General features: G+C 61.1%; 7 protein-coding genes. 5 read left to right on the forward strand and 2 right to left on the reverse strand.

Features of this window, described 5'->3' with window-relative positions; all coding sequences use genetic code 11:
• The first annotated feature begins 84 nt into the window (after positions 1 to 84).
• Positions 85 to 606 (forward strand): hypothetical protein, encoded by a 522-nt coding sequence (locus H1B37_RS03735; protein WP_182865283.1) that lies wholly within the window; start codon positions 85 to 87, stop codon positions 604 to 606.
• 128 nt (positions 607 to 734) lie between these two features.
• Here H1B37_RS03735 and H1B37_RS03740 read toward each other — a convergent pair whose 3' ends face one another.
• The gene (locus H1B37_RS03740) at positions 735 to 1802 is read right to left on the reverse strand and encodes a hypothetical protein (protein ID WP_182865284.1); all 1068 of its coding nucleotides are present in this window, start codon (positions 1800 to 1802) and stop codon (positions 735 to 737) included.
• Between the two features lie 560 nt (positions 1803 to 2362).
• Here H1B37_RS03740 and H1B37_RS03745 point away from each other — a divergent pair.
• The 3 genes from H1B37_RS03745 (at position 2363) to H1B37_RS03755 (ending at position 9879) form a co-directional block, all read left to right on the forward strand.
• On the forward strand, positions 2363 to 2869 hold the full coding sequence (locus H1B37_RS03745) for a hypothetical protein (protein WP_182865285.1): 507 nt from the start codon (positions 2363 to 2365) through the stop codon (positions 2867 to 2869).
• 537 nt (positions 2870 to 3406) lie between these two features.
• Positions 3407 to 7894, forward strand: a complete 4488-nt coding sequence (locus H1B37_RS03750) for a DUF2135 domain-containing protein (RefSeq protein WP_286177384.1) — start codon at positions 3407 to 3409, stop codon at positions 7892 to 7894.
• A 287-nt stretch (positions 7895 to 8181) separates the two neighbouring features.
• Positions 8182 to 9879, forward strand: coding sequence for a hypothetical protein (locus H1B37_RS03755; RefSeq protein ID WP_182865286.1), 1698 nt, complete (start codon positions 8182 to 8184; stop codon positions 9877 to 9879).
• 237 nt (positions 9880 to 10116) lie between these two features.
• Here H1B37_RS03755 and H1B37_RS03760 read toward each other — a convergent pair whose 3' ends face one another.
• The gene (locus H1B37_RS03760; protein ID WP_182865287.1) at positions 10117 to 11619 is read right to left on the reverse strand and encodes a hypothetical protein; all 1503 of its coding nucleotides are present in this window, start codon (positions 11617 to 11619) and stop codon (positions 10117 to 10119) included.
• A 530-nt stretch (positions 11620 to 12149) separates the two neighbouring features.
• On the opposite strand from H1B37_RS03760, the gene H1B37_RS03765 reads away from it, so the two are divergent.
• The gene (locus H1B37_RS03765; protein WP_286177385.1) at positions 12150 to 13208 is read left to right on the forward strand and encodes a hypothetical protein; all 1059 of its coding nucleotides are present in this window, start codon (positions 12150 to 12152) and stop codon (positions 13206 to 13208) included.
• Positions 13209 to 13824: the final 616 nt, after the last annotated feature.

Below are 13824 nucleotides of genomic sequence, written 5' to 3' on the forward strand. Positions count from 1 at the left end.
CAGGGGCGTATGGATTTTGGACCAGACGCAGTAGTCTAGCAGCAATCCGATCCGCCAGGCCCCCGTCAATCGCGTCCGCTCCGCATGCAACTTTGTTTCGTCTACACCAGCAACCCGTTAAACGACCGCAACCAGATCGATGCGGTCTTGGCGGCGTTTCCGATCGAGTGTCGGCGGCAACAGATCGCCGATGTCGGCCCGCAAATCGACGTGAATCACGCGGGGGAATTGACGGTCGAGATCGAAGTGGATTTGAATGCGACGAACGCGACTTCCGAATCGACTCGAATCGCAACCGCCGCGGTGGGTGTGGTTGCCGAATTGGCGACACAATTCAAACTGACATGGAACGTCGGTCACCAACATGAACCCTACCTGGGGACGGTCGAAGCCGCAGTGCCGCCCGACGACTTGCTCGACGAAGTGAAGACGGCGGTCAGCGTCGCGCGGTCGTTGGCCGAATTCAGCCTCGAAGACGAAGCCGATGAATTCGCCGAACCCGAGACGCTCGTGACGGATGCAGCGGACACCGATCAGGCAACCTGGGACGACCTGTTTCAACCACCCGACACCTTCATCCGGTTTCCCGAGTTCGAGGAGGAGTAACGGCGCTGGTGCCCCGGCTTTCGCCGCTCATCCTCGCTGCCTCAGGTACGATGGTCCTTCCGGGCCGTCGCGACTCGCTGTTTCGCAGCGAGCGGAAAATCGCCTCATGGCTGAACACCATCGTGCGCTCATTGCTTCTCAAACGCGAGCGTGGCCACCACATCCCCGTTGCTATTCTGCAACTGCCATCGAAACGCATCTGCCGAACTGCGTTGCAGCGTTCCGGCGAGTGTCCCTCCGGCCGATTCATTCAGCTCCAATCGCTCCGCGGTTGCGTTGTACTTCCCGCGTGACACCGAATTCTTTCCGTTCTTGGTATGAACCATCACAAAGCTGTCGTCGCCGGCGAATCGAACCGCCCACGCATCGCTGGCCGATGTTTTCGCCGACCAAGTACCGACCAACGTCGACAACGGTTGTGACGGTGGGGCGGTTTCCGTCGATGACTGGGCGACAGACCGTTTCACCATCACCGCAGAAACCATCGACGCCGTGTTCGCTGCGACCGACGTCAATCGCTTGGCGGCAACACGCAGTCGTTCGGGGGTGACGTCGTGATTGCCGAGCGACGACTGGAACGCCAACGTTTTTCCCGACGCGACCAATTGGACATGTGAATGGTTCTGCAATGCGGCCAACAACGCCATCAACGTTTCGCCATCAACGGTTGCACCGTCATCGCGTGCGCCGACAGTCAAACCCTCGATCGGCAACACCACGTCGATGCGTCCGGCCTCCGCGTCGATGCGGAATCTCAGATCGTTGCGTTTCACCGCATCCGATTCCGTCGGCAATAAACTCTCCAAGTCGACTCGAACCGCCTGTGACTCGACCTCGTTCGCAACGCCTGCTTCATCGAGCATCGCCGACAACGCTGCCGGCCCCAAAACGACAGCCGACACCTTGGCCGGCGAAGTGAGTTGCTGCGATGCGTCAATCACCGTATCGGACATCGAGATTTCGCTGAACAAATCACCATCCAGCGGAGCCTCCGCACGGACCGCCGGCGACTCAAACACGATGACCGCGAAGCACAGCAGCGCAGACGCCACGATTCGGCAACGAAACGAACGCGCGTAAAGATTCAATCGCCGCGCTGATGAGTCGGCGGTGTCGGAGGCATCGGTATTAGGCTCACTGATACTACGGCCGGCGGCACACCGGCGGTGGGCGGACTTCCTGCGAAGCTGGTTCATGGATCGGTCACTCGAACAGACAGGGGCTGGATCAGGGTCTATGCCACCAAGCGGAACGAAGGGCGAAATGTGAATGAAAAAACTGTCCCGCGCCGTTGAAACGGGACAATCGCCGTTTCGCGGAGAAAAAAACAGAACTTCGATGCCCGCCCCACGGGTGATCGATCGTGCCAGAAAATTCGGGCCGAACCGTGAAAAATGGAGTCACGTCGTCGGTGGGCACGCGCCGATCACCATGGTGTCGAGGACACAGTGCGCTTGCTGTTAGAAGCCGGCGCTCTACACTTACGCGGCGTGGTCTGAAAAAGACCCCGCCCGCTTCGATCCTCTTAATTCGGCAGAGGGATCATTTTTAGGGTTCGCCTAAGTCACACAATGGCTTGTGCAGTAGCACGCTTAGACTTACGCGTTTCTCCCAGCGGCTCCATTTTGCCGCCGACGGGTCGAAGCAACTGCCGGCTGACAGATCGCCAGATTTGTCAGCCGGCTTTTTTCATTCCTCGGCTCCACCACTGGCCCCTCCGAGCACTGGGCCCTCCGAATCGACGCGGCCCGTTCCTATGACCTCTTCTGCACCGTCCCCTGCAGATCCCAACCCCGCGGGCGACCATCCCCGCGTCGCTCCCACACGCCACCTTTCGTCGCGTGGCCTGTTCGTCGCGTTTTGCGTCATGATCGCGGTCGGGCTGGGGGTCTACGCCCTCTTCCCCGAAAGCATCGGCGGTCCGCCGCTGCCGGTCCGCGTTTCGCTCGATCGCGCCCCGCTGCCGACGACGGGGGGCAAGGTCGCCGTGCTGACCGACGTGGTCACCGTCACCAGCGAACTCGACCAGCCGATCGGGCATTTGACGATCATCCTCAACGGGCACTACGAAATCACTCAGGCCAGCCCCCTGCAGCCGGGGCAGAGTCTGACGCTGCCGCAAGCGATTTTTACCGACAAACGCAGCAATCGGCGATTCGAACCCGAAACGCAGCGGGTGACGGAAGTCCTGGTGCGAGGCCAACTGCCCAGTAAGTCGCGGGGGGTGTCCAAGTTCACCTTCGGCGGCGGCGAAGCGCAGTAGTGTGATGCGAGCGTGCTGGTGTCCAGGCTTTAGCCGCCCACAGTCTGAGCTTGGGGTGCGCTATCGCGACCCCAAGTTTTGTTGTGACACGCCGCTGGTGTGCAACCGCGACGCGGTTGTGTTGTCATTGCTTCACGCAGCGCAACGTGAAATTCACCCGCAATAGATTTCACGTCCCAAGCAGCGACGGGGGAATCGCCTGAAGGCTAAACACCAACGTGCGCAACCTTTTTTTCTCAATTGGCACAACAATCGCGTCTACCCTCACTCTTACCGGGGTTTGACTTGTCTTTCGTCCACTCCGGCTGATCGATTTTGCTACAGGTGTTGCAAAATGCAACACTTACAACCGGAAGGAGGATCAGATGGAGTGGGCGAAAGGCGGTTTTTTTCGTAGCGAGTTGAATTGAGCGGGAATAAACTCTGCCCATAGAGATTTCTCTCGATCAACTCATCCCTTTTCCCTAGACCACCCAGAATTCGTCATTTGCGTGTTTTTGAGTGGTTTGGCACCTAGCACACAGAACGGTCGTTCCGATGAAGACAGGCAGATCGCCGTTTTCAAGCACCGCGGAGAACATTCAGATGCGAGACGTCGCACGTCAATTTCAAACTTTGATCACGCCGGGGCGTTGGTTGCGTCCCCTTGCCGCCCTTGTGGCATTCACGATCCCGATGGCAGCGGTGTTGGCTGACGCGGCCGACAGTGTCGCGGCCAAGGACAGTGGTGCGCAGGTCCGCGTCGTCAGTTTCCCCGGCGACCAGGCGAGTGCTGACAGCGCGGCCTATTTCGCCGCTTCGATCCTGCCGTCGGCTGATGACGCGTTGCTGCAGGCCGTCGAGGCACCGGCAGCCGATGTGGTGGTCGTCGTCGACACCTCGGCCAGCCAATCGGGTGAGTTCCGTCGTGAATCACTCGCCGCGGCCGCCAAGACCGTCGCATCGCTTCGCCCCCAGGATCGCGTGCGAGTGTTCGCCGCCGATGTGGATGCGGTCGCACTGTCGGATGCCCTGACTCCCGCGGCCGATTCGAGTGTCACCGCGGCGCTCGAAGGACTGAAACGACGTTTGCCGCTGGGCAACACGAACATGGTGTCGGTCATCGATGCGGTCCGTGGCACGTTGTTGGCCGCCCCCCGCAGCCACACGCGTTCGATCGTTTACATCGGTGACGGAGCATCGATCGACGCGACGGGCAACCAAACGCGGTTTGCGGCCTTGATCGACGCACTGCGAGCCGACCATATCTCAGTTCACAGTGTCGCGATCGGCCCTTCCAAGAACGTTGAACTGATGGCGATTCTGGCCAATCACACCGGCGGCGTGTTGGGGATCGTCAGCGAAGCCGACGGCAACACTGCAACGGCGATGGCCGCCCGCGTGACCGAGTCGGCCGTGCGTTCACCGATCTGGATCGACGCTGCGGACTTGCCCCAAGCGGTGACGATCGCTCATGGCAAACGTCTTCCGCCGCTGCGTGTCGATCGCGATTCCATCCTGCTCGGTCAAATCGCCGGCGACATCGATTCGATGCAATTGGATCTGAAAGGAACGACGCCGACGGCCAACATTCGCGTCACCACCGCTGCGACGATCGAACACGGCAACCCCGATTTCGCCTTCCTGCCGGGGCTGGTCGACGGTGCCAAGAAAAACGCCGGTCTGACCCTGCCCACGGCCAGCAGCGTCATGCTTCGCGAAACCGCTCGCATCCTGGCGGCCAAGTCCGACGAACTGGTGCGGGCTGGCAAGTTGGCTTTGAAGCAAGGCAACAAGAAAGGCGCCAAAGCCGTCGCGGAAATGGCTCTGGAAGCTGACCCGAACAACGAAGACGCCAAGGCATTGGTGAAAGTCAGCGGCACCACGCTGATCATCCAAAACGAATCGCCGTTTGACGACCTGTTCGGCGACGAAGCCCAACCGGCCGACCCGGCACCTGCCGCGGACGATCTGTTCGGGACGGAAGAACCGGCAGCGCCGGCGGCCCCCGCCGCAGACGACTTGTTCGGCGACCCCGCACCGGCAGCAGCGGCCCAGCCAGCCCCCGCAGCACCTGCACCCGCCGCTCCCGCTCCGGCCGAAGCCGCCCCGGCGGCTGCCACACCGGCCCCGGCGGCTGCCACACCGGCCCCGGCGGCCCCCAGCGGCGGACGTCTGCCGATGGTCCCGCCCAGCCGCAGCATCGTCGGCGATGACGAGATTCTGGAACGCGGCGGCGACTTGCTCGATCGCATCGAAGCCGAACGCAGCGCCGCCAACGGACGTCTGCGTGCCGAAGTCAAAGCGGCCTTGCGTGCCGCCGAACGCGCCTTGAGGAAGGATCCGACCGGTGTCGCCGGCCAGCTGAAATCCGTGCTCGCCCGCGTGCAAACGCTGCCGGACATCGAACCCAAACTGCGTCAGGATCTGGAAAGCCAGTTGCAATCGGCGATCCAAGCGGCCAGCAGCGCCGAAGCACGTTTCGCGGCCCAACAAGCCAACATCGTCGCACAAGACGAAGCCTCGCGTGCGACCGCACGATTGTTGGAAGAAACCTTCCGCCGCGAAGCGACCCTGAAAACGCTTTCCCAACAAATGAACGCGTTGATCGACGAAGGCCGCTACACCGAAGCCGACGGCGCAGTGTCGTTGAAATTCGCCGAGATCTCCGGCGACTCGATCACCGAAGACTCGATCGCCGGTCGCCACTTCACCGATCAACCGTTGGCGCTGCAGACCTATGACCGCGACCGACGCTACAAGGAGATGCGTGAACGGAACTTCGTCGATGCGTTCTCGTTGGTGCTCAAGAGCAACATCCCGTTCGTCGATGAACCGCCGATTCTGTATCCCGATGCGGACGTCTGGCAAGCGCTCAGCCGTCGTCGTCTGGAACGTTACGGTTCGATCGAACTGGTCGGCGACAACGAAACCGAACGTAAGATCGAAGCATCGCTGTCGGACGAGACGACGCAAACGTTCATCGAAACCCCGCTCAGCGAGGCCATTCAAACGATCAGCGACACGCACGAAATTCCGATCGTGATCGACAACCGGGCACTCGAGGAAATCGGCCTGGATGCTGACGCTGGCGTCAACATCGACCTGAAGAACGTCACCTTGCGATCGTTCCTGCGACTGATGTTGCGTGACCTGGAACTGACCTATCTGATCAAAGACGAAGTGATGCAGATCACGACCGTCGAAGCAGCTGAAGACAACCTGGTGACCAAAGTCTACCCCGTCGGTGACCTCGTCGTGCCGATCGTTTCGCTCGGCGGCGGCGGCATGGGCGGCGGCATGGGCGGCGGCATGATGGGCGGCGGCATGATGGGCGGCGGCATGGGTGGCGGCATGGGCGGCGGCATGGGCGGCGGCATGGGCGGCGGCATGATGGGCGGCGGCATGGGCGGCGGCATGTTCGTCGTGCCCGATAACGTCAGCTTGGAATCCAAATCGGATTCCGCCCCGGCAGCCGACGACGCTAGCGCCACGCCGAGCGACACCGCCGCGGCAGTACTTTCCGAGGCTGACCAGCAGCTGATCCACCCGCTGAAAGTCACCCCCAAAGAAGGCCAAACACGCAGCGAAGCGTGGGAGCAGTTCTTTGCCGGACTGACCTTGGGCGACGTCCGCGAAATCACCATCCTGGACCAACAGATCCGTGCGACCGCGCGAAAGTACTCTGTCAGAGCCGCTGCGGCGGACGAACAGGGCGATCGCCAAGCGGCCGTCGAATGGTTCAGCCAATCGCGCGACATGATCAGCGAAGCGATTCGGGCCGGTCACGTTCAACCGTGGATGTACCAAGCCTATGCGATCGCCTTGACCGCCACCGCCGCGCCGAAATCCGAAGTCGAACGGGCACTGTTGTCCGCGGTCGATTTCGCCGAGACCCCGGCCGACATCTTGAATGTCGCCGCTCGGCTGGAGGATTTGGGCAGCGACGCCGCCTCGCTGCGACTGTGCAAGCGGGTCGCGGAATTGGATCCGAACCGGCGCGAAACCTACGTGATGGGGCTGCGACTGGCCGAACAACTCAACGACCCGGCCGCGATCGCTTGGGCCGCCAACGGTGTCCTGTCACAAGCGTGGCCGGCCGAATTCTCGCCCGTCGTCGACAAAGCGACCCTGTTGGCACGCAGCGCCTACGCCGAGCTGAAAGAGAAAGGACTGGACGAGGAAGCGGCCCAGTTTGCCAAAGCCCTCGACCAGGCCGCCGCACATGATGTGATCGTGCGGGTCTCGTGGACCGGCGATGCCGATATCGACTTGGCCGTGGAAGAACCCGGCGGGACCGTCTGTTCGCTGGAAAACCGCTCCAGCGCCAGCGGCGGCACGCTGCTCGGTGACTCCTATCCCGGTCAAGGCGAAGACAACACCGGAACCGTCTCGGAAACCTACATCTGCCCGCGAGGTTTCAGCGGCCAATACCGTCTGCTGGTCCGCAAGGTCTGGGGCGAGGTTTCCACCGGACAGGTCACCGTCGAAATCGTCACCGATGCCAAACGACCGTCCCAGCGATTCATTCGCAAAGAGGTTCCGCTGACGGAAAAAGACGCCTTGTTCGTTTTTGAAGTCAAAGAAGGCAAGCGTCAGGAGAAACTCGGCGAAGCCCAATTGGCACACCTGCGAGACGTCCAACGTGATCTCAATGGCCAATTGCTCGGCCAATTCGCAAACCCCGGAAGCGATTCGGCGCAGGTGCTGCGAGACCTGTACCGCGACGCCCAAATCTTGACCGGTGGCGTCGGCGCGAATCCCTTCTTCGGCCGCAATGGTGCCGTCGGGTTCCAGCCCCAGATCACACAGTTGCCCGAAGGGGCATCGCTGTCGACCCTGGCGATCATTTCGGCCGACCGACGTTATGTGCGGATTTCGCCCGCACCGTTCTTCTCCCAAGTCGGTGACGTCAGCACGTTCAACTTCGTCGATGGTCAAACCGGAGGTGCCGGCGGCGGCGGTGCTGGCGGCGGCTTGGGCGGTGGAGCCGGCGGCGGCCTCGGTGGCGGAGGCCTCGGCGGAGGCGGCGGTTTCGGTAACTGATCCGAATTCCTGACGCAAACGGCTTTTGCTTGCAATTCAAAGGCGGTCACCCGTTTTCCGGGTGGCCGCCTTTCTTTTTTTCCCGCCCGGTGAAACCTCACCCGCGCTCGGCGGGTAGATCTTTGTGCGGGGAACCCTTCACACGGGGGGCGGACCGGCATTGGATTTGGAAGAGTTCGATCCGTTGCGGCGTCCCAAAGTTGTCAGGTTCCCGCCGAATTGGTAGACACTACGCTCGAATCTAACACCCCCATCTGTCACAAGGACAACAAACGATTATGGGTTTCATGACACATTGTCTCCGCCCCCGGCATGCCGTCCGATCCGTCGCGGCCGCCGCGGTTCTGGCAACCACGCTCTTGGCCGCCCCGGCGATGGCTCAAGATCGCCTCGCGCCGGCGGCCGACTCGTCGCGTGCGACACTCACCGATGGCACGCAACCGGTCGTCGTCGTCACGCTCGGTTCAGTCAAGAAGTTGATGGATGACGTCAGCTACCTGGCCGAAATCACCAGCCAGCCGCAATTGGCGATGTTCCCGATGTTGGCCGCCACGTTCACCCAAGGCATGGACATGGACCAGCCGATCGGGATGCTCGTTCCGCTGGTCGGGGGAACGCCGCAACCGATCGTCGTGTTGCCGACCAAGGACATCCGACCCATCTTGAAACGTCTGGAAGCCCAGACCGGTCCGGTCGATGAATTGGATGACGGAACGTTGGTGCTGACCGTCAACCAAAACATGCTGTACATCAAACAGAACGCGAACAACGCTGTCGCGGCACAAAACCAAGCCGCGCTCGCGTTAGCCCCGGAAGACGCCGGCGATCTGTTTCAAGGCATGGGCAACAACTACAACGTGGCGATCCGCTTGCAAGTCCAACAGGTCCCCGTCGAAATCCGCAACATCTTGATCGACCAGTTGCGTCAGGGATTCGAGCAGACGATGGCGCAACAACCCGACGCCGCATCGGGCCGAGAGGTTGCCGAGAACTCGATCGCACAACTGGAACGTTTGGTTCAAGAAGCGGACGAGCTGAACGTCGGATTGAACATCGACAAAGCCAACAAGCAAGTCGCGTTGGATTTCTCGTTCACCGCCGTCGGTGGAACGCAATTGGCCGCGGTTTACGGCGGTCAACAATCGATCCCCTCGCGTTTCGCGTCGGTCATCCGCGACGACGCGGCTGCCTATATTCATAGCGCCACGTCGATCAGCCCCGAAGCGATCACGCAAGCCAAAGAAGGCATCGCGTCCTCGTTGTCGATGATCAAGGGGGCCTTGGAAAACGAGGGCAACCTGACCGAAGATCAGGTCAACGAGATCGATCAGTACATCGACCGTCTCAGCGACATCGTCACCGAATCGCTGTCCGAAGGCAAAGCGGACATGGGCGCCTTGGTGATGGCCGGCCGCGACGAGTTCAAAGCCGTGATCGGAACCTTCGTCGCCGATGGCAACAAGGTCGCGGAGTTGGCAAAAGACCTGGCGACGAAGGTCCCCGACAGCCCCGATGCCCCCAAGTTTAAATTCGACAACGGAAACTTCGGCGGCGTGACGCTGCACCTGATCGAAGCCGATGTGCCGGCCAGCGAAGACGAAGTCCGCAAGCTGTTCGGTGACAAGATCCAGGTCCATATCGGGACCGCCCCCAAAGCGGTCTACGTCGCGGCAGGACGTGGCAGCGAAGAACTGCTGAAGGAATTCATCACGTCCGGTAGCAGCGACAACGGGGGCGATCGTCCGTTGGGTCAATTCAAGATGAAACTGTTGCCGTTCATGGAATTGGCACAGTCGGTCGAAGCCAACGACAACGTGGCGGCAATGATCAACGCCCTGACCAATTCGGAAGACAAGGGCGAAGTCAACGTCACCACCAAGTCGATCCCCAACGGCTCGGCGATGAAGCTGACCATCGGCGAAGGCCTGATCCGATCGATCGGTGCCGCCGCCATGGCCGGCCGCCAAGCCCAACAGCCGTTCTGATCCTCGAGGCCTAGCAGAACCGTCAATTCCTAGCCCCCGTCCCCGAATCTGTGGACGTCTGCACAACTACACCATGGCTCCCTTCTTCCCCGGCTTTGCGGGGGAGAAGGGCTGGGGATGAGGGGGCGAGGATCTCTGACGTTGCGATGCTCGCCAGAGCGTGCGACGCGGCCGGGATCCACTTTCTGGCGAAGGTAGCGACGTTCGACCATGTAAACGCCGACCGCTTGCAGGCCGTCAAGCCGCTCGTTTCGTGACCGTCGCCACGGCGGCCTGCCCAAAGGGCGATGCGACGTTCGGCGCGTTGCTCCCCTTTTCCTCTTCGGGCACTGGCTCTGCCGGTGCCACCAACCCCGTCGCCAGCAAGATGCGGTCGCTCCAGCGAATGAACATCATCTCCGTGCGTGAATCTTTGCCGCCATAGATCGGCAAACGACGACCCAGCCGCGAGGCAAAGTCACGGATCAGGAAGTGCGCCAACACGGGACGCCGGACCAGAATTTGGATCGGAAACGCCAGCGATCCCACCGTCGGCAGGACGCCCCACAGCAACGCTTCGGTATGCCGGACGCGGCGACCGGACGAGAACCAGCTCAGTAGCGTCACCAGCGTGCGGGCCAAAGGTAAAATCAACCACGGCAATAAAAACCAAACCTTGCCGGTCGCAATCGCAGCGAATAGGCCACCGTATTTCGCCGGCACCACCCACGGCGAACATGCCTTGACCGCCAAGTGCAGCGCCATCCCCCGCGCGTACGTAGCCACTTCCTGCGCATCGACCTGACGATTCAGTTCGGCCGCTTCGTCCGATCCGATCCGCTGTTCCCTTTCCCACCGCCGGATCGCATGCCGAATGTAGCGCAACCCCACGTAAGTTTGAAATCGCGGCCGCGAGAGCAGATGCCACGCCGCACGCGCCGAGCGAGCGACACGACGTCGAAGCTTGCCGGCGATTCGTTCCCAAGTGGCCAGTCGCAGCGGCGCCGGTTCGGCCGCTTTCCAACGCGACGTGTGATGGATCAATGCCTCCACGTCTGCCGTGGCCTCAAGCGTCTGTGACCGTAACCGGTCGGCATCGACGTCATCAAAGGGAGGAAAGGTTCGCTCGCTGGCGGCCAGCATCCAATACTTGGGGACCAAAACGGCGGGGATGCCGGATTCCAAATCGATGATCGTGTAACAATCGCCGCGGCGCAACAGGTTGGCCGACGAGACCATCGCTCGGGGATCGATCTGCCAACCGCTGCCGGTCAGCCCGCCGGCGATCAAAGCTCCACTGGCTTGCCGCATCACATCGACCAGCTGATCGATTTCGCCACGAGGCTCGCCCGGGGCGGCCGGCCGAACGCCGCGACCGTCGATGTGCTCGGCCGCCAACACCCAACCGGGCGCCGCGGCGTCGAAGCGGACATACAGTGGCTTCGCGACTCGTGGCATGGTGACGTCAGCGTCCAACTGATGCCGACGCAAAACCTCTGCCGCCACGCGGCGGCGAAAGAAGCACGCCAGGATCGCATCGCGATTGAATTGATAGGCAAACGGGGCGAAGAAGCACAGTCGGTAGATCGTCCGCGTTAACCGCCCCGGACAGAACACCTTTTCGACCACCCGCTGCGTCAAACCGTCGGCAAAGGTCGCGTCGACCAGCCGGGCCGTCGCCGCGCGCCCCTTTCCAAGTTTGCGGACTATCCGAACTTCAACAGGCGCGGATTCAATCGGATCGGGAAGCTTTGATTTCACAAGATCAATATTGCGGCAGGGAATCTCGATCCGCCTGTATCAGATTCGGCAACACCGCGGCAAGGCGGCTCCGCCCCCGAGCTGGCGATTACAAAAACCACCGCGCAGCGGTTCCCCACCGTCGCTACAATGCTTGCATTGCCGCACCGCCCACTCTCGGGGTCTGTCCCCATCGGCGCCCCCACTCTCGGGGTCTGTCCCCATCGGCGCCGTAATGCTTGCATTCGCCCATTCTCGGGGTCTGTCCCCATCGGCGCCTAATGCTTGCATTTGCAAAGGGCTTTGCTAGCGCGGGGAATTGTCGGCTCGATGAGATTTCGATGTTTTTTGGCTTGACTACGACGCTCCATCTGGGTGGAATGAAGGCAGTCAAGTGGAGTCGCACGGCGACTCGTTTTTTCGCTGCGAATGGTGGAGGAAGATCCTCATGCCCGCAGCAGAGTCCAGAAACGAGTTGGGGAGACTCTGCGATGGCGAGATCTAATCGCTCTGAAATCTTAGACCCGTACGAAGTTCAAGCGTTTCACGTCATGAGCCGAACCGTGCGAGGTTGCTGGCTCCTCGGCGACGACGCGGTTTCAGGCAAGAATTTCGATTACCGAAAGGACTGGATTGAGAACCAGCTTAGGCATTTTGCGGCGTTCTTCGGAATCGACTTGCCGTCCTTTGCCATTCTTTCAAACCACTTCCACCTTGTGCTACGGTCGCGCCCCGATGTCGTCGACACATGGGACGACACCGAAGTGGCACGTCGTTGGCTGATGATTTGCCCGGAACGAACCGACGCCAAGGGGGATCCGATGGCGCCGTCGCAAGCGGAGTTGGATGGCATTCGGAACGTCCCCCACAGGGTTGCCGAGATTCGGCTGCGACTGAGCAACATCTCGTGGTGGATGCGCCTGTTAAATCAACGCATCGCTCAGCGCGCCAACAACGAAGATGAAGTCGAGGGGCACTTCTTCCAGGGGCGTTTCAAAGCCGTCCCGTTGGTCGACGAAGAAGCCATTTTGGCTTGCTCTGTTTACGTTGATCTGAATCTGATCCGCGCATGCGTCGCCGAAACATTAGAAATGAGTGACCATACGTCGGCGCAGCGACGAATCGAGTCGGTCCGTGCGTCGAAGCAAACGTCGGAGGAACAGTCTTGCAATTCACTTGATCAGGAATCGATCGATACCCCGACGCCAACGACTTCGCCACAAACCCGCCGTCCGGATGCCTTTCTCTCGCCGGTGAACCTAAACGAAGCCATCGCCACGGCAGGGCCGCATCCGAGCGAGTCAGGAGAGCGATGTAGCGACAAGGGATTCGTGGCGATCAGCGAAGAAGCCTACCTGCAACTGTTGGACTGGACCGCTCGGCAATTAGCCTCCGAGAAACCTGGGAAGACGCCTTCCGACCTGCCGCCGATCCTGAAACGCCTCGGATTGTCCCCCACACTTTGGTTCACACTCGTCGCGAATTTCAGCGAAGTCTTTTCAACCATCGCCGGTCGTCCCGAGCACATCGATCACGAGCGGACGAAGCAGACTGGACGACGATTCTATATTCCCCGGCACACGCGCATGCTGTTCGGGCAGGCAGCGTAACCGTCGGCGTGCAAAACGGCCCGCAACTTCGGCTCGACTCTCTAATCCATCCCGGCAAAGCAAGCTCCCGCGACTTCGTTCACCGCGACGAGCAACGAACAATGCGTTTCGACCCTAGGAATCTTCTGACGGTCTAGATAAGCCGCCCCGTTTCGCGACTCAACGGCCACCACGCCCTGCTCGGGTCTGTCCCCGATCCACACGGGTCTGTCCCCGATCCACACGGGTCTGTCCCCGATCCACACGGGTCTGTCCCCGATCCACACGGGTCTGTCCCCGATCCACACGGGTCTGTCCCCGATCCACACACGGGTCTGTCCCCGATCTACTTTTCCAAGGGGTGGAACGGACTGGGTTTTCATGACTTTCCCCGGCCGCCTGAATCATAGGGAGGTCTGTCCCCGCCGATGCCAGTCCCCGCCGATGCCATCGGTGGGCTTTTTCAATTTCCCGAGCACTCCCCCCCCCCGAAAGCAAAATTAAAAAAACAGTCCTGGCAGAGAGAGTGAAACGCGTCACTGCCGGCTATCTCAGAGGTCTCGAACCGCGCGACCGGTGTTAACATGTCAGCTGGACGCGTCCCGCGGGCGCAGCAAGGCGTCGTGCGGTATGTCGA

This window comes from Stieleria mannarensis (genome assembly GCF_014154935.1).
GTDB lineage: Bacteria > Planctomycetota > Planctomycetia > Pirellulales > Pirellulaceae > Stieleria > Stieleria mannarensis.

What these genes read in the sequence shown, in the direction of transcription:
- H1B37_RS03750 (WP_286177384.1), top strand. Translation starts at nt 3,407, where the DNA reads ATGAAGACAGGCAGATCGCCGTTTTCAAGCACCGCGGAGAACATTCAG.
- H1B37_RS03755 (WP_182865286.1), top strand. Translation starts at nt 8,182, where the DNA reads ATGACACATTGTCTCCGCCCCCGGCATGCCGTCCGATCCGTCGCGGCC.
- H1B37_RS03735 (WP_182865283.1), top strand. Translation starts at nt 85, where the DNA reads ATGCAACTTTGTTTCGTCTACACCAGCAACCCGTTAAACGACCGCAAC.
- H1B37_RS03745 (WP_182865285.1), top strand. Translation starts at nt 2,363, where the DNA reads ATGACCTCTTCTGCACCGTCCCCTGCAGATCCCAACCCCGCGGGCGAC.
- H1B37_RS03740 (WP_182865284.1), bottom strand. Translation starts at nt 1,802, where the DNA reads ATGAACCAGCTTCGCAGGAAGTCCGCCCACCGCCGGTGTGCCGCCGGC.
- H1B37_RS03765 (WP_286177385.1), top strand. Translation starts at nt 12,150, where the DNA reads ATGAGCCGAACCGTGCGAGGTTGCTGGCTCCTCGGCGACGACGCGGTT.